Raw genomic sequence first — 20521 nt, forward strand, 5'->3', positions numbered from 1 at the left:
TGCTGGTGTGAATATGAGCTGCCAGTTCTAATACCGTTATGGCCTTTGGCAGCCGTAGTTGTGTGTTACAACTTGGCTTCGATGGTGACGCCCAAGGTCGATACGATCAGCAATTCACTGGCGTATTCATCTTCAGGATCAATGGTTGCCGTGGCCATCGAGTATAAGCCTGCTTGAATATTGTTAGTAATCTCGTAGCCCACTTCAAACTTTGCAGCACTACCGACTAGCAGATCAGTCTGGCTTTCTTTTAAATCGAAACGCCCGAGTCCAAACGCAAACCCGAAATATGGTTCACCAGAAGTTTGACCAAAATAATAGGTGTAGCCAATGCCCGACAACGAGTTAGCCACCGGCACTTCAGCTGTGTAGTCACTAATTGTGAAGTTTGAACGGTGATGCGTTAAATAGAGAGCATGTTGATTGTAGCGGCCGAGAGCAAAGCCAAGTTTGCCTGTGAGGCCATAACCAAAAGCGGCTGGCAGTTCAGACATACCATAGTCATTAACATAGGTAGTGCTGCTGCGCTCTAGCCCCGCACCCGCAGTCAGGTAAAACCCTGAGCGCTCTGTTGCTTGACCTTCTACAACATAATCTGCCGCTAGGGATGTTCCCGCTAGTCCTAGCGCCAAAGCTACTAAAGAAACCGATTTCATGATTCTATCTCCTAAAAAATCGGCGCAAGATTACAGGACTTTTATGAATAGTAAAAGAATATTGGCCTAAGCCATTAAGATGCGCGCCGCCTGGGCGCGCCTTATTTTCGATAGCAGTTAGAAGCTAAACGAAGCTTGCATGGCAATTCCACCATCAATGGTTGGCATCACTTGCACACTTAATGGCTTGGCAACGCCAGCTAGCGCTTCTTCTTCGCTAGACTTAAAGATAACATTCTTAGCCGACAATCCAGCCATCACAACGCTGCTGCCAAATAATACGGGAAAGCCCGCACCAGCAGCAATGGTTAAATCGCCTGACAACTGGCGCGAAAATCGTTTTTCTTGTGCCAGTAATTCTAGGCTGCGTGCGGCACTAATTTCCGGCGGATTCGCTTCCACCTCATTCGACGCGGCTGCGGCCGAAGCAGCCGCTGCAACGAATAATGCAATGATCCTTTTCATTGAATTTCCTTTCATGTGAGTACTGAGTCTTCAACTATTACAACTGAGCTATGCTCTAGATGACTGAGAATAAAATTGTACCGAACATAGACTGAACGAAGGCGAGGCAATGCGCACAATTATTGCATTTATGTTTCTAAGCACACTCTGCTCTGCTGAGCACTTTGTTCTTGGTGATTACAGCAGTGAAGGCGAAAGAGAAATCGTTAGACGTGACATGATTGCGCAAGCATTTGAATTAGCAGGCCATACGATAGAATTTGCCCATCGCCCAGCAGAACGTTCTCTACGAGAGGCAAACCTAGGTTTACTGGATGGTGACGTGATGCGCCAGCCTGACGCAGTTACTAGCTTCAATAATTTACTAATGATCGACACGCCACTTACGTTTTATCAGTACTGGGTTTATATGGCAGCAGACACGCCTTGCCCCACCGAGCAATTAGATATTTGGGAATTTAAGCCCGTTGGTCTGGTAGGTTTTCGATACTTTGATGCCATTTATGCTCAATCTCGCTCGGGTTATCAGCAAGTAAGCAACGTGAGCAGCGTAATGGATATGCTAGCGTCTCAAAGAGCTGACTATAGCGTTATGTCTGCAGAGGCGTACGACATACTATCAGTGCGATACAACCTAAACTTAACTAGATGCTTTGACTCACCACTACTGAGTTACCCTGTTTACACGTATCTACACAGCAAACATGCGCACCACATCCCATCATTAACAAAGGCTTACGAGCAAGTATTTGGCGAGTCAGACCTTGGGGAACCGTAAAAACTCCCCAAGGCCCTTGCTCAATAGCCTAACGTGGCACTTTTACGATTTGTGGTGCCACCCAATCTAGCTCGATATATTGCCAATCGTAGTTGCCTACGGCTGAAACGGTCGTTTGAACAATATTCTTGCTGGAAGCCTGCATGGCAAACGTTTGATAACCCGCAACCGCTAGCTCAAACTCCCGCGGAGAGAACTTAATCACCACCGATGATTCAAATAGCTTCTGCCCGTTTGGCGCAGCATTACTACCCGTATAAGAAGTGTCTTCAATAAAGCTTAATAGCGCGCCACCATCGTCTACGTAAGTGATGTTGACAAAACCAGTTTCACTAACTCGCTCGGCTGAGGTTGTTGGCACTACCAACATGCCACCAAGCGACTCATCAACAAAGTCTTGATTTAACCTAACGACCCACGGATGGCGCCCCAAACGTAAACGACTACCAGCGCCAGCAACTAGCCAACTGCCATCCGGAAGCTCTTGTAATCGTTCTGCACCACTTTTGGTGTAGAAATCTTGTGCACCTGCTGCAACAGAAATATTTAGCTCTTTCATCGACAATACAGCGCCGGTGTCGGCAGCCACTTTTAACACATTGTCCTCGCCCCCACTGCCTCTTCCTAGTAGGTAGAGGTTGCTATCGCTTTGTGATTGTTGCGCATCGAGTGGGTAAATAAAATCGGTAAAGCGGTCATCCAGCACGTGTAACCATTGCAATTCACCCTCTGTGGTCATGCGCATCATAAAGGCTGGCGTTCGAGACTGGTTGGCTCTGTTGTGATAGCCATATATTAGAAGTCCACCGTCCATTAGGGCCAAACTTCCTTTCGCATAGAGCGATTCGCTATCTGGCAAAGTTAACACTCGGTTCCAAAGTAACTGCCCTTCATGGCTAAACTTGCTGGCTAACACATAAGGCGTTTCACTAAGGTCGATATTGGCGACTAAAATCACCCCTTCGCTGTCGGCGTGCAGATTTACGTCGCGAACTTTGTTAAAGCTGTAGTCACTATTGTTCAACCGGCGCGCCCATAATGGCTGCCCTACCGACCCTACTTTGACCAGTTGGAATGGGTAACCCAATACATAGCGCCCATATGGCGTGTCTTGAATAGGCCCCTGTGTTAAATACTCATCGGTTGTAGTGTCCCAAAAACTGCCGTTCGGTGGGTTGGTAGATAGGTAGCGGTCTTGCTGCTGCAAGGTGCCTGCGGTTGAGACCTTGGCAGAGGTTAAATGAGCGGAGCTGCTAACCCAGAAGTTGCCATCTACGGCAGGCGTAATAAACCCTTGTCCTACATAACTTTCGAAACCAGCCTCGTACGACGAAGCGCCTGCAATTAGGCGAGTGGACGGTTTTGGCGCTTCTGGAGATGGGTGATCACTTTCAATACGCAACAACCACGGCTCTATTTCAGCTGTTTCGAGCAACAACTGCTGTGCTTCAGTAATGATCGCATTTTGCCCAAGTGGAAGTCCGCCAAGATTAGTGAACTCAGGTAAGCGCAACATATCGCATGAGCCTTGCGCTAATGTTTGCGGCGCTATCAGATTCACCCTTGCGAGCTCTAGTTTGGGTTCGGGTATATTTAAACTAAATATTTTATCGGCACCAAAGGTGGTTTGCGCTAGAGCATTGGCCCAATCGAAGTTTGTTGTTAGCCCCAAGCGCCCATCAGCAGAGCCTAGTAGCTTGACGCATTCATCATGACGGTTCTGGTCGGCGTCCAGCTCAATACTACTGTAAAGCCCGCCTGTTGGGCCTGCCAAGCCATAGATCAGCATAGCGACTTCAGCACCTGCGGTAATTTTCACGTTGGCATTGTTCGACAGTTCAACATTACTAAGTGATGCATCTAGCTTGGGTGCGGTCACATCAATTTCACCGTTAATCCCACCTTTGTTACCGAACTCTGTAGATACGCCAGCGGTTAATTTAGCATCGGCAGAAATATCAAATCGGCTCGTTGAACTACCCTCAACATCAACAAAGGCTGTGAGATTGCCAGTAATGGACAACGGACCAACTGGAATCGGCCCAATTTCACCTATTTTAAAACTTGCTGGTTCCGACAAACTAGATTTACCGCCACCATATAACCTCAGGCCAGCCCCAACATCACCCGATAAGCCTACCTCTAGCTGAAACTCGGGCATGACCAAGGCTAGCGTTTCAATAAACTGATCACATGGATCATCGCAAGCATCAACGATATCAAGCCCGTCCACGAAACAAAATCCCTTTGCAATGTCGCCTACTACAGGCAACCCGATAATAAAATCGGCCATATCGTTTAGGGTTTCAGTTACCTCTTCTACCGTCTCACCCAAACTATGAGCGAGCTTGCCTGCGCCAACAGCATCAAACCCGTCGAGCACCAGGTCGGAAGCGATCTTTTTGGTGTAATCAAGTGCAATTTTGTGCAAACACTGGGCAGCATTAGATGGCAAGGCAACAAGGTTAGCCAACCCTTCAAAAGATAAAATGTCTCGCACGTCTGCGGCTGTGAGGTTCCAAGCAAAGTCGATGTCTAACTCAGCCACTAAACCCGCTGCGATATCAAGATTCACATAGGCTTTATCGTCGGTTGTTGCATCATTGCCATCGCCGTCGTAAAACTCGTAGGTAAACTGCTTCTCCACACGGCATCCTAACCCCGTGCAATTAGCGGGTGTCGCAAAGGAGCGGCCCGACAAGTCCACGGTTTGTGGTGCTTCATAATCAATTTTTCGAGCTACCTGGGCGGTTAGGTTCGCTAGGGCGAACTGAGGTGGAGTGTACATCACCTCAATAATTCGACGCCCTTCATAAACAGCCGTTCGCCGTGCAATAAGCGTAATGCCTTGCGGGACCGCTTTGGTAGCAGGCACCACCAGTACGGCGACCTCCGGTAGCTGATCAAAACTTGGTTGCTGAGAATCAAATACCAACAGATTCTTGTTAAGCGCCAAAGCTACGATATCGTCAGCTTCGGCTTGCGACAGCACTCTAGTAAAAGAGAATGGCGTACTTTCAACTTGATCCGTTCCTACCGTTGTAACACTCAATCCAGGTACAGCAGTAGGGGTAGATACTTGTGTTACCACCGGCGTAACAGTAGGGCTGATACTAGGTGTACTCGTTTCATTGCTAGGTGGCTGAGTACAGCCTACAAGCATGCCAGCTAAGACGAGGGTTATTAAGAATCTCATTGTAAATCCTTTTACTTAAAGGGGAACGTTCCCATATTAGCCGTAAAGTTATGACAACCAAATTAATTGCCAAAAAAAACCACCCAATTGGGTGGTTCATCACAAACTAGCGTTTACTGATTAAACAATTGGATTCACATCCGCATCGTAATCAACACCTTCTACACCAAAGCCAAATAGCTTTAGGAACTCGTCTTGGTAGCCTTTTACATCGGCTAGGTCGTTAACGGTTTCGGTGGTGCACTGAGGCCATAGTGCTTCTACTTCGCTTTGTACCTTGTCGTCTAGCTCCCACAGGTCAACACGAATGCGGCCTTGCTCGTCTAGCGTTGGTGCACGTCCACCGTACCACTCTTCACCCAACAAGCGATAAATTTGCTCAATACAACCTTCGTGAGTGCCCTGCTCTTTCATTACTTTGTACAACAAAGGAATGTAGAGCGGCATAACAGGAATAGCACTTGATGCCTGAGTAACCAGCGCTTTCAACACGCCAACGCGGGCTTCAAGGCCTTTGGCCGAGAACTTGTCGTTCATTGCTGAGGCTGCGCGGTCTAGATCTTCTTTCGCTTTACCAATGCTTGCCTTGCCATAAATTGGCCAGGTTAGCTCTTTGCCAATGTAGGTATAAGCCGTGGTCTTTGCGTTATCAGCCAACACACCCGCTTCATCTAGTGCATTAATCCAAAGCTCCCAGTCTTCGCCACCCATCACTTTAATGGTTGCATCGATTTCTTCTTGTGTTGCAGGCTCAAGCGTTACTTCGCTAACTTCCTTGGTGTCGGTGTTGTACGTTTTACGCGTTACTGGCTCGCCAACTGGTTTAAGTACCGAGCTGTACACTTCACCTGTAACTGGGTCTTTACGACGCGGTGCAGCAAGTGAGTAAACAACTAAATCGATCTGACCGACGTTTTCTTTAATCTCGGCAATGACCTGCTCTTTGATCTCATTAGAGAACGCATCGCCGTTAAACGTTTTATTGTAAATGCCCGCTTCATCGGCTGCTTTTTCAAAAGCGCGCGTATTATACCAACCGGCTGAACCAGGGCGTTTTTCTGACGCTTCTTTTTCAAACATCACACCAACGGTTTTGGCACCAAAACCAAAAGTAGACACCAACCGCGATGCCAATCCGTAACCAGTTGAGCAACCCAAGACCAGTACGTTTTTCGGCTTGTCTGCATCGGCAAATGATTGCGCTTTGACGTAATCAATTTGCTCTTGAACGTTTGCCGCACAACCAGTTGGGTGCGATGTTGTGCAGATAAAGCCACGAACTTTAGGCTTGATAATCATATTGATTCCCTCGTTATAAGATTGGTAGCAATGACCATTGCCACGCAGTGTACCCAACATTGCTGGAACTCCAAAGTTCACAAGGGGTTGGCACAAGCGTTGTGAACGTTGGACAATAATTCATGGCTCCATCACATAACAAAAACCGTTATTTTTACTTATATTTATAGATTTTATTACACTTTTTATTAGTTTTTTAACATTTATTAGAATTTTTTACATACACACAAAAAACACAACAATTTTTTATACGCACATGGTTCTACCTATGCATACCTATTTGCTAATATGGGCTTGCTACACTGATACTTAACGTTTTGTACCTAGGACCATAATAATGACCATTACAGAAATGCCACATGCCACTGTTGCCTGCGTGGTAGAGGACGCCGGTAAATATTTAATTGTTGAAGAAGAAGCACATGGTGAAGTGGTGTTTAACCAACCGGCAGGGCATATCGAACCGGGCGAAACCGCACAGCAAGCGGCCGTTCGCGAGGTACTTGAGGAAACTGGTTGGCAGGTAACACTGGATAAGTTTGTTGGGGTGTATCACTACCTTGGCGTGAACGGTGTTACCTACATTCGCTTTTTATTCACGGCGAAGGCAGAAAAAAAGGTTTCAGACGCGTATGATACAGGGATTATTGGCCCGCACTGGCTCACATTCGACGAAGTGCAGGCGCTAGGCCCTAAGTTGCGCTCGCATTTGGTCAGCCAATGCATTGAAGATGCGCGCCAAGGCCCCCATTATCCGCTTGAACTAATCAAAGATTTTTAAACCTTATGAGCAAAGCAAAAGTTATCGTTGGCATGTCTGGTGGCGTCGACAGTTCGGTCTCTGCATTATTACTGCAGCAGCAAGGCTATCAAGTTGAAGGCCTGTTTATGAAGAACTGGGAAGAGGACGACGGCACCGAATACTGTACCGCCAAGGAAGACTTAGCCGATGCCCAAGCCGTGGCAGACAAACTCGGCATAAAGTTGCACACCGCTAACTTTGCTGCGGAATACTGGGACAATGTGTTCGAGCATTTTTTAGCCGAATACAAAGCGGGTCGCACACCCAACCCAGATATTCTATGTAATCGCGAAATCAAATTTAAAGCATTTCTTGAGTATGCCTTGTTTTTAGGTGCCGACTATATTGCCACAGGCCACTACGCTCGCCGTGGCGAACATCAAGGCAAAGCGGCACTGCTGCGTGGGTTAGACCGCAATAAAGACCAAACCTACTTCCTGCACGCCGTTGGCCATGAAGAGTTCGCCAAAACCCTATTTCCAGTGGGCGAAATAGAAAAGCCTGAAGTTCGCCGAATTGCTGAAGAACATGGCCTAGCCACTGCTCGTAAAAAAGATTCCACCGGCATTTGTTTTATTGGCGAGCGACGCTTTAAAGACTTCTTGCAAACCTACTTGCCAGCCCAGCCTGGCCGCATGGTAACGCCCGAAGGCGAAGACATGGGTGAGCACCAAGGATTAATGTACTACACCTTTGGGCAACGCCAGGGGCTTGGCATTGGCGGCAGTAAGCACCACGGTGAAGATCCTTGGTTCGTGGCGGGTAAAGACTTAGAAAAAAACGAGCTGATCGTGGTTCAAGGTGACCATGACCTGCTTTATACCAATCAACTATTTATGAGCGAAACCTTCTGGGTGGATGGCGATGGCCCTAGTGATGGTGAGCAGCTCACTTGCAAGCACAGGTACCGCCAAGGCGACCAAGCTTGCACCATTAGCAAACAAGACCATGGCTATTTGGTCACCTTTGATACGCCTCAGAGGGCAGTCACGCCTGGGCAATCTGCGGTATTCTACGACGACGACCGCTGTTTAGGTGGTGGCGTAATTGAATGGGCGAAGAAGTAATGTCATCAGTAACCGAAAAGACGTTGGCACTGGCAGGCGTAGCACAGGCAGCAAGCCTTGTGCACCGCCATGCAACGGGCGAAACCATAGCACCAGATGAGCTAGAAATGGCATGTAAAGCCATTCTCAACCTTAACCCAGACAGCACCGAAGCCGTTTTTGGCAGCAAGGGCAACCTTTGGTCTGGTATTCAGCTATTGCGCCAGTTTAACCAGCAAGGCAATAAAGACATTGCACCACCAGTGATTAAATACTTCTCTGGCATGGTTCAGTTAGCGTTAAAACTGCAAAAGCAGCCACAACGCCTGAATGAGCTAGGCAAGTTACTCGACCAAGTTGAACGGCAAGTTGAATACTTCGAAGACGCTACGCACGACTCAGTCGTTGGTGGTATCGCTAAAGCCTATCAAGAAGTGATTAGCACCATGGGCTACCGCATTCATGTGGTCGGCAATCCACAAGTATTGCAGCAAGAGCGCAACGCCCAGATTATTCGCACACTGCTGTTATTTGGCATCCGCAGCGCCATATTGTGGCGCCAAACTGGCGGCTCACGCTTGGATATTCTGCTACGGCGCAAACAAACCGCCGAGGCCTGCACCCAATTGCTGACGCATTAACTTGTAGAGCTTGTCTACGACGCGATTGTGGTAAACAAGCGGGTATGGTGCTAAATCGTTCGATGAATAATTTGATTCAAATACGCGGGCAATTTGGTTGGCTACACATAAAAAAGCGGCTAAGCCATTTGCTTGCCGCTTTTTATACTGATCAGAACACTAGATGGGATGGGTGTCCTGTATCATTCCCTGCATCATTCCCTGCATCATCTCAATTTTTACTGCATCACCCAGTCTTCATCTGAATAAAACAATTCTTCATTAAATTGATCCTTTACAGAAACGTATTTTTTTGTCTGGACAATTTGGTAATATCCAAATCCAACCTTTCTTTCAACATACCCCGACAATAAAAACTCTTCTTCCATATTCACTTTATCGTTTAACAGCTTGCATTCAATAAAGCCTCCACGGTCAACAGAAATAGAGAAGTACGACTTTTCATCAATGCTAAAAACTGGTGAACTGTAATGAGATTTATTTGAACGACACATTATCGTCAAGCTATCAGAAGCTACACTTCGATCTATTATAAATATTTCTTTCTCATACAAATGTAACGTTCCAAAAAATAAAAATATAAGAACCACCGCTAAAGCAACTTTCATTTTAGACTCCCAATAGGCCTAGGTTCAGAATATGATAATCCTTCCTTACCTCGATAAGTAAGTAAATTGTCGATATTCTCAAGGCAGGACTGATGGCAACTCCCAACGTCTGCTTGCTCCCCTATAAAACATCCCATTAGGTTGTTTTGGCGATCCATCTCATCGTTAAAGCTTTCATTCCGCTCATGATAGTCAAGGATATTGATAGCTGCTTCTCTACCAAGCCTCTGCGTTAGCGAGCAAGCAAGGACGCAATGCCTTATAGCATCGGCTGGCCCCTGGTAATTACTCTGCGCAGGTGTCATTCCATATGTATCAACATCTGCCGCAGCAGCTCGGGCATCTTTCATAGCTTGAACGGCTTCCCAATAGCCTGCAGGCGAAGGGAACGTTTGCTTCCAAGCGTTAAACGCTTCAGATAAATCATCTCGCGCACTCAACCCCAATGGATCCACATACCCCAGCGGATTCCCCCCAACATACCCATAGGTGTTCAAACCTCCATTTAACCCAATTGGGTCACTCTGGATGTAACGGCCTGTTGTTGGATCGTAGTCACGGAAGTAGTTGTAGCTCAAACCAGTGGTGTCATCAAAATGCTGACCCGGAAAGCCTTGTTGCTCACCCAAGAAGCCTGACACCGCCTGTGGCATGTGATCGCCAAATGGCGTGGTGTGGCGTTGCCAAACTAGGTTACCCGCCGCATCGGTAATTGCCTCTGGCGTTGCGATGTGGTCATTATGAACAAAATACAGGCTGCTTGGCCCTGCTTCACCACCGCTTTTAACGCGAATGGCATCGGCATACACATAACCATTGGTTTTCGAGCTCAGCGTGACCGAAATATTAGTATTGGCGCGCACATCTGGCAGTGTTGCCAATGAAGTGAATTGCTCATTGTTACTGCTGTGAAAATTGGCAGTGAACTGACGCGATACCTGCTGACCTGCTTGGTTGGTATATTCAACCGTTACTGGCACATTAGAGCCGCCAACATGGTCATTGGCAAACACTAGCTCAACAGTATGTAGGCCTTCTTGCGTAGTCGCATGGGTAAACTTTGCCGTTGCGTATTGAGGCTGCTGACCCTTTGGTAATAACAAAATAGCATCAGATGCCAAGGTCTTATAAGTGCCAGGGTTAGCGCTATCTAGCACAAGAAAAGCGTTGCCGTTAGTTAGGTTGTAGTCTCCAATATAAATCCATTCATCGCCGTAAGCAGCACTATTAAACACCTTGCCAGCATCAAGTGTTGTACCGTTTTCTGCAACGCGCACGCGCGCTTGCGTATCTAAGCCGTAGCGAGTAGGCATACTAACGTATATGCCGTATTCGCCTGTCATTGGAAGGTTATAGCGAACTTGTGTACCCGCGGTATTGCTCGCTGATTTATAGCTGGCGCCGGTTGCCCCCCGTGCAGGAGGTTGATCTGAAGTGGTGTGCTGGCTCCAGTTTCCAGTATAGGTTGCCAGTGAGCTCATATCTTCCACAACGATAGCGCCGCTATTAGTCACCTGCTTTGGTTCTGAGTATGCTACATCACCGTAGCGAGCGCGCTCATAAACTGGGCAATGGTAGCGGCAGTAAGGTGTATAGGTAGTGAGGTAATCACCCTCAACCCAGTTGTTATTTCCCAAAATCCTATGGTCTAAACGCGTTGGTTTCTACCAAATTTTGATCTAACACTCCCTCACGCTGTATAACGGGATTTTGGCTCACTGAATTTTTTCATGGCTCACTTCTTTCAATGCTTTGAATCCCTCCAAGCTTTTTCATTTAACCCTGTTCTTGAATGTCCTCACTGTGCAGCTTGCAGTCATTTCGTTTCGCATGGCTTTATCTATAAAAAACAATCTCGTGCTCAACCTAAAATCGTTGGCAAACGCCTTTGCTGCTCTAACCGCTTTGGTCATGCTGGATGTGGGCGTACGGTTCAATTACTGCTGTCTTGTGTAATTCCTAAGCTGCGCTATGGTGCGGTGACTTTGGGCGTGTTCATTGCGTTGCTGCTTAGTGGTTCAGCAGTGGCGCAGGCCTATCGGCAAGCCTCTGGCGCGTGTTCCGCTCGCAATGGTTGGCGTTGGTTGCGCCGCTTTTATCACTCGCTGCCTAACTGGCGATTACCCATGCAACGATTCAACTCTGTGGCTTTTCAACATCGATCACACGCGTTACAGCTCATTCTTAGTACCCTCGCTATAATGCTTCCCGCTGACAAAAATCTCGCCATTTCTGCTTGGCAGTGCCTGCACCAAGTTGGTTTCTGCTAGCCGCTTGCTTAATTGCGGTTGATCGCACCCATCTGCCTAGTCTTTGGTTTGCGATTCGCCCGGTGTCTCACGCTAGTCTCTGTCCGTTCTCCCATTTTCGCGTCTTACCTTAGCGTGTTTTTACGCTTCTTTTGCTCTGGCTCGTTCGCACCACAGAACATGACACTGATGCCCTGTTTTAAGAGGCGATAGGCTGCGAGGGTCATAGATTTGTTTAAGGAGCCATTATGACCACTAAGCCTTCTTTCGAACTGCGCCTTCAGGTGCTGGCCGCGATTGATTACGCCCCAGGCAATACCATTCGCGCCCGCATCAAAGCGGCCGCTGAGCGAAGCTTTACCGACCCTATCTCGGGGCAGGTGCATCGTTTTACTTGGCGCACCATCAGTACTTGGCTGTATCGCTATAAAAAGCATGGTGTGACGACGCTCGATAACCTGCCCCGAATAGACAAGCATCAACGGCGCAAGGTTCAGGCCAATGAGTTGGCAGAAGCCATTCAAGATATCCTGCCTACTTTAACCACTAACAAAACCGGGCAGGTGCCTAAAAGTGTGCTGTATCGATTGATGATTGAGCGGGGGCTGTTTCAACGATCGCAGCTCTCTGCGACCTCGTTTTATCGTATGGTGCGCGAGCACCAATTGCTGAATTCAGACACCAGTGCCAAATTGCGCCTGTCGTTTGCAATGCAATATGCTAACGAGCTCTGGCAGGCTGACACGACGTGAACGGAATCACTAATGCCGTGGGCGCAGGGATGCGCAGGAACGGCAATGTATGGGCCTGCGATTCAACAAGCGGATGGGGCGTGGAAAAAAACCTTTTTGATTGCCTTTATTGATGACGCGAGCCGCGTCATCACGCATGCCCAGTTCTTTTACCGAGACAATACCGATAACATGATTGATGCCTTTCGCACCGCCTTATTTAAGCGGGGTAAGCCGCAGCGATTGTATTTTGATAATGGTGCCAACTATCGTTCGAAGGAAATACTACAAGCCTGCGTGCGGTTGAACATTCACCTTAGCCACGCGCCCGTTCGAGATGGTGCATCGAAGGGAAAAATAGAACGATTCTTTCGTGGGTTTCGTGATCGTTTCTTAGTGCAGCACCGCACCTTTGAATCACTCGATCAACTCAACCAGCTGACTCAACAATGGATTGAACAAGACTATAACCGCCAACCACACAGCAGCATTCATATGCCTCCGGTAGACCGCTTTAATTTAGACATCAACCGTATTGAGTACCTAGTGGACGATCAGTACACGGCAGAGGTGTTCTTCATTGAAGAAACCCGAAAGGTCAGTAAAACCAATGTGTTTTCTATTAATAGCCAAAAATTTGAATGCCCTGTCGACCTGCGTAATCAAGCCATTCAGGTACGCTATGATCGCACCCGGCGAGACCGCTTTATTGTCTATTTTAACGACAAACGTATGGGGGATGCTGCGCCGCTTAACCTAACCTTTAATGCCCAGCAACGAAGCCCTGTGAGTGATGCTCAGGGAGCCACGCTATGATCATCCAAAATACCTTTGGCATCGAGCGTGTGCCGTTTACCAAAGCCGACACGCTCCTGCCACAACAGCAAGCCATTTTCGACATCATTCAAATTCATGCACAGCATGGTGGTTTTACCGTTATAGTTGGGCAGCCAGGCGTAGGCAAAAGCAGCTTAAAGCGCTACGTCGAACAGCTTAGTCAGCAAAAAGACACCGAGGTGGTCAGCATCAGCCAAACCCTGCACACCTATGGCAAGCTGATCAAACAATTGGCAACGGCGATGAAAATTGACGCACCTGAAAAACAGCTAGAAAAAGAGCTCATTCAGCATGCCTACCGAGTCGTACAAGAGCGTAAAAGCCTGTACACCCTCATCGATGAAGCACATCTGCTCGATATGGATACGCTGCGAAAACTTCGCTTACTATTCGATCGCTACCCAGCCAAACACAACCTGGTATTGCTCGGCCAGCCAGATTTATTACAACGCCTAGCGATGAAGGTGAATGCCGATTTAAAGAGCCGAATCACCTACTCAGCGAATTTGCTGCCACTGAACGATTTCGACCTGGAACAGTTCATCATGAACCAGCTAGAGCGGGCAAAACTGGGCATCAACACCTTCGACGACGGCGCCATTGAAGTCGTACTGCGCAACGCGCAAGGCAACCTAAGATTATGCTGTAACTTATGCCATGCCGGGTTGATCGAAGCCTGCCGAGAGAACCAAACCATCGTCACGCTCAGGCATATCAACCAAGTACTGGTGCAACCGCATTGGCGCAGCCATGAGCAACTAATAGAGCAACAGGTGCGGTAAGCCAAGCAAATCGCCCGCTCACCAAGCCCATCGTGCATGACACCACAATGGGCTTTTTGCGTTATTTGGTGCAAATAAGCCAAAAGCCAAAATGATCATAAGTTGGCTACGACGAAACTTTGGCCGAAAGAGCGATGCTAATTTGGCAGGGGTAAAAAAAGCAATGACGTTAGTGTGGTAAACAGAGCGGAATCATGCCAAATCGTTCGATGAATAATTTGGCTGAAAGTACGCGGGCAATTTGGTCGGCTACAGTAAATATAACGCTCGGCGGTAAGTTGCTGGTTGCCGCCATTGGTGAGTTTGCGCACATGTACGAGCGTTGAGTCTTGCCAGGCGTAGCGTTCGTGGTTGAAGACTTTGCCTTGGTTACGCGCTAATTCCGCTAGCTGCTGCTCGGTTTCTACACCAGTTAGCGAAACATCCAGCTGCCAAACTATCTTTTCAATTCGGCGCCCAAGGGCATCGTACAGGTATTCTCTGTAAAGCGTGGCTGCCCTGTCAACTGATTGGCAGGGGTAAAATAAGCTATGACGTTAATGTGGTAAACAGGGCGGAATCATGCCAAATCGTTCGATGAATAATTTGGCTCAAAGTACGCGGGCAATTTGGTCCGCTACAGCTAGCTCTGCTAATTCGAGTTCGGTTTCAACGCCTGTTAAAGCAACATCAAGCTGCCAAACGATTTCCTCATACTATTTCACTAGCACGTAATTCTCGAACTCCACTATAGACACTGTTTTACTATCGATTCTATTTATCTTTTTTTCAGCTATTTTGGCTTCTTCGGGAGATAACGAATTAAACAATTCTAATGTTGTCGGATAGGTTTCAATTAACGGAAATGTATATCGCAAATCCACAACTTGGATAAAGTACTCTCCACAGTGAGTTGATGAGCACTGGTAAAATTCTGTCCAGATAGAGTTGGACTTTTCAAGTTTATTTAGCTTGCTACCACATATAGGGCAAAATCGGTAATTTTTCATTAAAAGCTCCTAACCGGCACCCATCCAGATCCTGGTATAAATTTCACAATCATCGAACCACTTGGCATCGCACCCCCTCCTGGTACAGTGACTTCAGTTATATCTCTATTCAATATCCAGAAGTTATCACCTCTCACAGCAGTATGGCCAGCTCCTTCTAAAAAGTGAGGATTTACACCACCATCAGTTGCTTTGGGTATATTTGTCTTCAACCCTTTTAGAGGAACCACCGTTGCATATAAATCCCCTCCATTATTTGCAGCATCTACAATACTTCCAGCTAATCCTGATTCAAGTGCCAATTGGCTTTTGCTAGTAGCCCTGAACGCATGTTCCGCCGGGGATAGCCATGCTTCACCGCCAGGCGGTCCCAACGTCAACTCATCTAATCCATTCAAGAAGTTATAAATATCTTCATTGTAAATAGAAATGCCATACCCCTTCATTTGTTGGGCGGCAAACTCCTTGTCATAAACCGCTATGGAAGTTCCAGGTTGCGTTGAAGCAACAGCTTCAGTAGATCTTGTAGAAGCCTCTTTTTCCGCGATAGTACCCAGCGGATCAACCCACTCAACCGGATTCGGGCAATACTGGTATGCATTTAACCCACCCAACAAGCCAATCGGGTCTTGTGTGGTATACCGCCCTACTTCGGCATCGTAGTAGCGGTTTAGGTTATAAAACAGCCCAGATTCAGCATCTTCGTACTGGCCTTGGAAACGGATTTTAGGAGCAACCTGCTCGCCGGTGATTGGATGAAGCTTAAACGAGCGCTCTGATTCAATCTGGCCATATACCGAGTGCTCTGCTTGCCACAGTTTCTCGCCGGCACTATCAAACAGCCCCTTTGGCGTACCTAGGTGGTCAACATCAAAATGAAGCGTACCAAGCTCGGTGTCGTGCATTGCCAGTGGCACGTGGGTGCCTGGCTCGTAAATATAGCGCTCGGCGGTGAGCTGTTGGTTGCCACCGTTGGTGAGCTTTCGCACATGAACCAGCGTTGAGCCTTGCCAAGCGAAGCGCTCGTGGTTGACCACTTCTCCTTGCTCTCGAGCTAGGTTTGCCAGTTCAAGCTCGGTTTCTACACCAGTAAGCGCAGCATCAAGCTGCCAAACGATTTTCTCGATGCGGCGACCTAGGGAATCGTAGAGGTATTCGCTATATAGCGTGGCGGTTCTATCAACACTTTGAATCAAAGAAACCAGCTGATGCTTGGCGTTGTAGAAGAACTGCTTCTTCTTGCAGCCATTGGCGCCGCTGGTTTCGGTTTTTAAGTTGCCGTGGCTGTCGTATTCAAAATGCCGGTCGCCCCAGAATGGTAACTGGTTGTTACTTAGCTCAGTTAAACCTTGTGGTAGCAGGTTACCGGCTTTGTCTTGATTGATTTGTTGTTGAACTAGATCGCCAGACTCGCCTCGAACGACAGATGTTAATCGGTCTACGGCGTCGTATTGGTACTGCTTAACAAATGGCTTGGCGCTCGTGGAGCCTTGCTCACTAATTTGCGTAAGCCGGCCGAACTCGTCGTAGTCATAATCACGTTGTTTAATTAACTCGTGCGCGCTGCCTAGGCGTTTGGTTTGTGCTAACCGCATTTCTGGGTCGTAGCTAAATTCGAGCTGATGTGCACCTTGTTGGCGCTTGGTTAGCTGCCCGGCGCTGTTGAATTGCTGGCTAAATAATTGCTCGTCGTTAAGTAGCATGCCAACGAGCTGCTGTTGGCTATTCCAATGATATTCCTGGTACCACTCGTCTTTGCGCCCGTCGGAGTGCATAAAGCTGTACTTCAAACCGTGCGGTTTTGGCTTAAAGCTTTCGTGGTGTAGGTGCGATACCAGTCCGTCATCGCGATAGTGAATGCCAATCTTATGTTGATGTGGCTGTACACGATGACCAAATGGGTTAAAGCTTTGGCGGTTTAGCTCTTCGGTTAAGCGACCAGCTAGGTCGTAGGCTAATTCGGTTTGGGCATGGCCGTTATCGGCCAGCACTAGGCGATTTAACTCATCGTACTGGTAGTCGATGGTGACGCTTTGTTTACCTGCTGCCTCGTGCTGCTCGCGAATTAACATGCCTAGGGCGTTGCGCTCGAAGGTTGCGGTTAACTCACCTTCATTTAGCCCTCTTTCTGTTAACTTTGTAATTCTCCCCGCGCCATCGTACTGATAATCGGTTGTGCGGCCATCCACGGTAATTTCACGGCTAATGCGCTCGTGTACATCGTACTCAAACTTATGAGCCTGACCGTTTTGGTTAATTAGTGCCGTTAGGTTGCGCTCTTTGTCGTATTCGTAGCGCACTTGATTGCCGTCTGGCTGAATTAAGCGCTCAACTTGGGCAAACTTGCCATATTCAAATTGGGTGGTGCGTCCAGCGGCGTCGATATGGGCAACAACGCGACCAAAGCTGTCGTAATTAAGCTTTTGGCTCTTACCAAATGGGTCAATTTGGCTAGTTAGCTGACCTTGCTCGTCGTATACAAAGTGGCTGGTTTTATCTTCCGTGCCATTTTTTCCTACAACAGTCTGAGATACCAAACGGCCTTGCTCGTCGTAGGCAAAAGCAAGCTCGCTGAGCACCTCGCCTTTGCTGGTGGTTTGCAAGTACCTAGCAATGGCGCCCCATTGTGGGTGCCATTGGTAGTGGTGAATTTGGCCATTGGCATCTACTTGTTTCACCAATTGACCACCTTGATACTGCCAGCGTGCTTCGCGGCCATCAGGGTGGTGAATAGCGGTTAGCTGCTCAAGGCTATTGTACTGGTAGCGGGTTGTGTGGCCGGCAGCATTGATAATGCGCGTTGGTAAAAAGGTGTCGCCCAAGTAGCTAATTCGGGTTTGCTGGCCTAGGGCATTAATTTGTTTGGTTAAACGCTGTTGGTCATCGTAGGCATACTCTGTGCGCTCGCCATTGCCGTTTTGATACCAAACGAGATCATCCAAACTGTTGTAAAACCAGCGCTCTTCGCTGCCATCAGGCATGGTTTTGCGGATCAAATGGGCGCGGTCATCAAACTCGTATTCAATGACGACGCCATTGGAGTCAATCGAGCGACTAATTCGATCTTCTAGCTGCCATTCAAACTGATAATGATAGCTTCCACCACGCTCTTTCTGGCTTGTGGCGCGAGCATTTGGGCCTAACTCCGTCCATTGGAAATCGTAGATCGCGCCAGTTGCCAGTTTGCGCAGGGTAATGGTGTGTTGCTCAAAGCGGTATTGCTCTAATCGCCCGCCTTGGTTGCGCGCCGCAATTAGGTCGCCTTGGTTGTTAACGATATAGCGCGCAAGGCGTTTTTTATGGCCCGAAGCTGCTTGCCAGTCAATGCTAGCAAGGCCATAGCGGCCATAATTCAAACTAAGTGTATCGCCCCAGCTGGCCACCACTTGAGTAGGCTGCAAAACACCATTGACCGTTTGATAAATTAGCCGCCAGCTTTGGCTGCGATCTAGCGTTTCAATGTGTGTTAAGGCATAGCGCTGTGACGCTGGGTCTAGTTGACGAAACCGCTTTACGACTCCCTTGTGCGTTAAGGTCAGTTCATCGGCTGTCCAGTCGAGCGTCATGCCCAGCTGGTTTCGTACCGTTTTGCCTGGGCGTATGCTTGCAAAGCTGGTGCTCAAAAACTCTTGGTCAACAAACTCCAGGCCTTCGCCTTGTGCAACAAAGTATTCGCTAAAGGAGTGCGACCAACCAAAGCCAAGGCTTGAACGTTTACCACAGAGCGTTGTGCGGTATTGGCGCACAAAGTTAATTGGCACAACGCCGGGTACTTTAAAATCTATGGTTTTATAGAGCTCTTCGCCGGTTGCCATGTTAATTGGCTCACCGGCACATTCGGCGTTATCGGTTGCACCGCCAGGGCAATCGCCTTTGTTTTCGTCTTCGTCACCCTGATTCGTGGAATCGTCATCTTGCTTGTTTAACGATTGGGAAGATTGCTCAGGTTCAGGGTCGACTTTAACCAGTGGTCGAACGTCTTCTTGTTGCTGATGGGTCACCTGGTGCTCGCGATTGCCTTTTAGCGCTTTGGTGCCGCCTACATTGTCATAGGCTCGCTCATCGAGAATTCGCCATAGTGGTGCGATTACCTCACCAATCTTTATCATTACGTTCTTATAGCGTTCAGTTGAGGCTGGTAATACCAGCAGGCTACCAAGTCCTTTAGTGCCCTTTACCACTGCCGCAGCAATTATGGCGAAGACCGCTTCAAAGACAATCCAGCCACCGAACTCGGCCAAGTCGAGCACATGAAGACAGCTTGCATAATCCCAAGCAAACTCGAGCAGAATATCGAGCGTGGAGCGATGTTGCGCCAAGATTCTAAACACATGCCACGCCCTAGCGGCTAGCTCACTGGCTACCCCCGCCTTTTGACAAATCTTAGCAAATGCTTCTTCCAGTTCATCCGGAATCGTGCCTGCGCGCAGGGCCTCGATAAACTCGCCTTGCAAACGCTGCACATTGGACGGTATGTCTAATAAAAATGCCGCAGCCGACTGAGTGTTGCCTTTTAGGTCTTCAAAGTTATTCCAAAAGCTATTAATGAACGCTTGTGAAATAACATGGGTTTTGTCTGCCCAAGCTAAATCTGCAAGCTTGGCTTGATTATCTGCCTGTTTAGCCCGCGCATCCATTAAGATAACGTTTAGCTGAGTGCGCAACTGCTGCTGATAGCGTGCAATTAAACTGCGGTTTGGCAAATAACGGATGGTTGCTTGGCATTCTGGTAAACCAGACAAATACGCTTCACCATTTTCATCTAGCGGTCCCGTTCGACGGTCACCCGTATCCAAATCCACCTGAAACGTTGCGTAGTGCGCCGGTTTTCCACTTGGGCTAAGTAACTTCAAATTGAGCGAATAGGTATTTGGCACGTCGTACAGCACAACATCTTGCGTGAGTTCTTGCGATGAAGGGCTGCTAACAGTTACCTGCTGATTTTGCTCGCCATCACTGATCGCAGAGCGACTGTTAGCTTGGCCAATATGATTGCTGATGGGTTTATTTAACCGCTGAACACAAACCCAATTTTTGTGGATCAAGGAACGTGGAGAAGGAATTTCAACCCAGTGTCCACGCTGATACTCAAAAAAGCGAGTGCTATCAGAGCGAACTAAGTGAATGGCATCCGATGGGTCAACCGTGCCCCAATTCTCTGGCGCTGGGAATAATTTAGTTTTCAGCTCATGGGGCAGAGCACGCAGGGCTTGTGCATTAGGTAGTTTAAGCTCGACGCTTTGATCCGCAGCGGCACTTTCATCAACAGCGAGGCCATCGTTTAGTCGACCACTCTCGTCCATGTCTGCAGTCAGTTCTTTTTGCCAACTCGCCATTGTTCAATCCTTGAAATTTTACTGCTCATATTTAAACCAATTCACCCTGTCATCACAACTCACACCAAGGGTAGTTTTACCAAATTGTGAACAAAAGCAATGGTGA

At 48.0% G+C, this 20521-nt stretch carries 15 protein-coding genes; 8 read left to right on the top strand and 7 right to left on the bottom strand.

Annotated features, from left to right (window positions below; genetic code table 11):
* Positions 1-65: 65 nt before the first annotated feature.
* Positions 66-656, bottom strand: coding sequence for a hypothetical protein (locus DUW71_RS05735; RefSeq protein WP_119394290.1), 591 nt, complete (start codon positions 654-656; stop codon positions 66-68).
* 117 nt (positions 657-773) lie between these two features.
* A complete protein-coding gene (locus DUW71_RS05740) occupies positions 774-1121 on the bottom strand; it encodes a hypothetical protein (protein ID WP_119394291.1) in 348 nt (115 codons plus the stop codon).
* Positions 1122-1230: 109 nt separating this feature from the next.
* Between DUW71_RS05740 and DUW71_RS05745 the strand changes: the two genes are divergently transcribed.
* A complete protein-coding gene (locus tag DUW71_RS05745; RefSeq protein ID WP_119394292.1) occupies positions 1231-1899 on the top strand; it encodes a hypothetical protein in 669 nt (222 codons plus the stop codon).
* Positions 1900-1927: 28 nt separating this feature from the next.
* Here DUW71_RS05745 and DUW71_RS05750 read toward each other — a convergent pair whose 3' ends face one another.
* Together DUW71_RS05750 and fabV are read right to left on the bottom strand one after the other, a co-directional pair.
* Complete coding sequence (locus tag DUW71_RS05750; protein WP_119394293.1) at positions 1928-5095, bottom strand: hypothetical protein; 3168 nt, start codon at positions 5093-5095, stop codon at positions 1928-1930.
* 120 nt (positions 5096-5215) lie between these two features.
* Positions 5216-6394 carry an enoyl-ACP reductase FabV gene (fabV, locus tag DUW71_RS05755; RefSeq protein WP_119394439.1) on the bottom strand — a complete coding sequence of 393 codons (1179 nt, stop codon included), beginning with the start codon at positions 6392-6394 and terminating at the stop codon, positions 5216-5218.
* A gap of 337 nt (positions 6395-6731) precedes the next feature.
* Between fabV and DUW71_RS05760 the strand changes: the two genes are divergently transcribed.
* The 3 genes from DUW71_RS05760 to hflD are packed head-to-tail and all read left to right on the top strand — an operon-like array spanning position 6732 to position 8883.
* Positions 6732-7175, top strand: coding sequence for an NUDIX hydrolase (locus DUW71_RS05760; RefSeq protein ID WP_233546038.1), 444 nt, complete (start codon positions 6732-6734; stop codon positions 7173-7175).
* 5 nt (positions 7176-7180) lie between these two features.
* Positions 7181-8263 (top strand): tRNA 2-thiouridine(34) synthase MnmA, encoded by a 1083-nt coding sequence (gene mnmA, locus DUW71_RS05765; RefSeq protein ID WP_119394294.1) that lies wholly within the window; start codon positions 7181-7183, stop codon positions 8261-8263.
* Entirely contained in the window at positions 8248-8883 is a 636-nt protein-coding gene (hflD, locus tag DUW71_RS05770; protein ID WP_119394295.1) for a high frequency lysogenization protein HflD, read from the top strand. Before mnmA ends, hflD begins: the two co-directional genes overlap by 16 nt.
* 218 nt (positions 8884-9101) lie before the next feature.
* Here the strand turns inward: hflD and DUW71_RS05775 are convergent, their stop codons facing one another.
* A complete protein-coding gene (locus tag DUW71_RS05775) occupies positions 9102-9491 on the bottom strand; it encodes a hypothetical protein (protein WP_119394296.1) in 390 nt (129 codons plus the stop codon).
* Positions 9488-11128 carry an RHS repeat-associated core domain-containing protein gene (locus tag DUW71_RS05780; protein ID WP_119394297.1) on the bottom strand — a complete coding sequence of 547 codons (1641 nt, stop codon included), beginning with the start codon at positions 11126-11128 and terminating at the stop codon, positions 9488-9490. Before DUW71_RS05780 ends, DUW71_RS05775 begins: the two co-directional genes overlap by 4 nt.
* Positions 11129-11988: 860 nt before the next feature.
* Between DUW71_RS05780 and DUW71_RS05790 the strand changes: the two genes are divergently transcribed.
* The 4 genes from DUW71_RS05790 to DUW71_RS17945 all read left to right on the top strand — a co-directional run bounded on the left by DUW71_RS05790 (position 11989) and on the right by DUW71_RS17945 (position 14416).
* Positions 11989-12492 (top strand): hypothetical protein, encoded by a 504-nt coding sequence (locus DUW71_RS05790; RefSeq protein WP_119394299.1) that lies wholly within the window; start codon positions 11989-11991, stop codon positions 12490-12492.
* A 45-nt stretch (positions 12493-12537) separates the two neighbouring features.
* Positions 12538-13287 carry a DDE-type integrase/transposase/recombinase gene (locus DUW71_RS05795; protein WP_158583892.1) on the top strand — a complete coding sequence of 250 codons (750 nt, stop codon included), beginning with the start codon at positions 12538-12540 and terminating at the stop codon, positions 13285-13287.
* Positions 13284-14090: an ExeA family protein gene (locus tag DUW71_RS05800; protein ID WP_119394301.1), complete on the top strand. Its 807-nt coding sequence runs from the start codon at positions 13284-13286 to the stop codon at positions 14088-14090. Before DUW71_RS05795 ends, DUW71_RS05800 begins: the two co-directional genes overlap by 4 nt.
* Before the next feature lie 194 nt (positions 14091-14284).
* Positions 14285-14416: a hypothetical protein gene (locus DUW71_RS17945; RefSeq protein ID WP_267896652.1), complete on the top strand. Its 132-nt coding sequence runs from the start codon at positions 14285-14287 to the stop codon at positions 14414-14416.
* Positions 14417-15078: 662 nt separating this feature from the next.
* On the opposite strand, the gene DUW71_RS05810 is transcribed toward DUW71_RS17945, so the two are convergent.
* On the bottom strand, positions 15079-20415 hold the full coding sequence (locus tag DUW71_RS05810) for an RHS repeat-associated core domain-containing protein (RefSeq protein ID WP_119394303.1): 5337 nt from the start codon (positions 20413-20415) through the stop codon (positions 15079-15081).
* Between the last annotated feature and the right edge of the window lie 106 nt (positions 20416-20521).

The organism is Salinibius halmophilus (assembly GCF_003577475.1).
Classification (GTDB): Bacteria; Pseudomonadota; Gammaproteobacteria; order Pseudomonadales; family Natronospirillaceae; genus Salinibius; species Salinibius halmophilus.

Bases quoted from the DNA above. Each gene is read 5' to 3' on its own strand.
- DUW71_RS05735 (WP_119394290.1), bottom strand. From the start codon at position 656: ATGAAATCGGTTTCTTTAGTAGCTTTGGCGCTAGGACTAGCGGGAACA.
- DUW71_RS05740 (WP_119394291.1), bottom strand. From the start codon at position 1,121: ATGAAAAGGATCATTGCATTATTCGTTGCAGCGGCTGCTTCGGCCGCA.
- DUW71_RS05745 (WP_119394292.1), top strand. From the start codon at position 1,231: ATGCGCACAATTATTGCATTTATGTTTCTAAGCACACTCTGCTCTGCT.
- DUW71_RS05750 (WP_119394293.1), bottom strand. From the start codon at position 5,095: ATGAGATTCTTAATAACCCTCGTCTTAGCTGGCATGCTTGTAGGCTGT.
- fabV (WP_119394439.1), bottom strand. From the start codon at position 6,394: ATGATTATCAAGCCTAAAGTTCGTGGCTTTATCTGCACAACATCGCAC.
- DUW71_RS05760 (WP_233546038.1), top strand. From the start codon at position 6,732: ATGACCATTACAGAAATGCCACATGCCACTGTTGCCTGCGTGGTAGAG.
- mnmA (WP_119394294.1), top strand. From the start codon at position 7,181: ATGAGCAAAGCAAAAGTTATCGTTGGCATGTCTGGTGGCGTCGACAGT.
- hflD (WP_119394295.1), top strand. From the start codon at position 8,248: ATGGGCGAAGAAGTAATGTCATCAGTAACCGAAAAGACGTTGGCACTG.
- DUW71_RS05775 (WP_119394296.1), bottom strand. From the start codon at position 9,491: ATGAAAGTTGCTTTAGCGGTGGTTCTTATATTTTTATTTTTTGGAACG.
- DUW71_RS05790 (WP_119394299.1), top strand. From the start codon at position 11,989: ATGACCACTAAGCCTTCTTTCGAACTGCGCCTTCAGGTGCTGGCCGCG.
- DUW71_RS05795 (WP_158583892.1), top strand. From the start codon at position 12,538: ATGTATGGGCCTGCGATTCAACAAGCGGATGGGGCGTGGAAAAAAACC.
- DUW71_RS05800 (WP_119394301.1), top strand. From the start codon at position 13,284: ATGATCATCCAAAATACCTTTGGCATCGAGCGTGTGCCGTTTACCAAA.
- DUW71_RS17945 (WP_267896652.1), top strand. From the start codon at position 14,285: ATGCCAAATCGTTCGATGAATAATTTGGCTGAAAGTACGCGGGCAATT.
- DUW71_RS05810 (WP_119394303.1), bottom strand. From the start codon at position 20,415: ATGGCGAGTTGGCAAAAAGAACTGACTGCAGACATGGACGAGAGTGGT.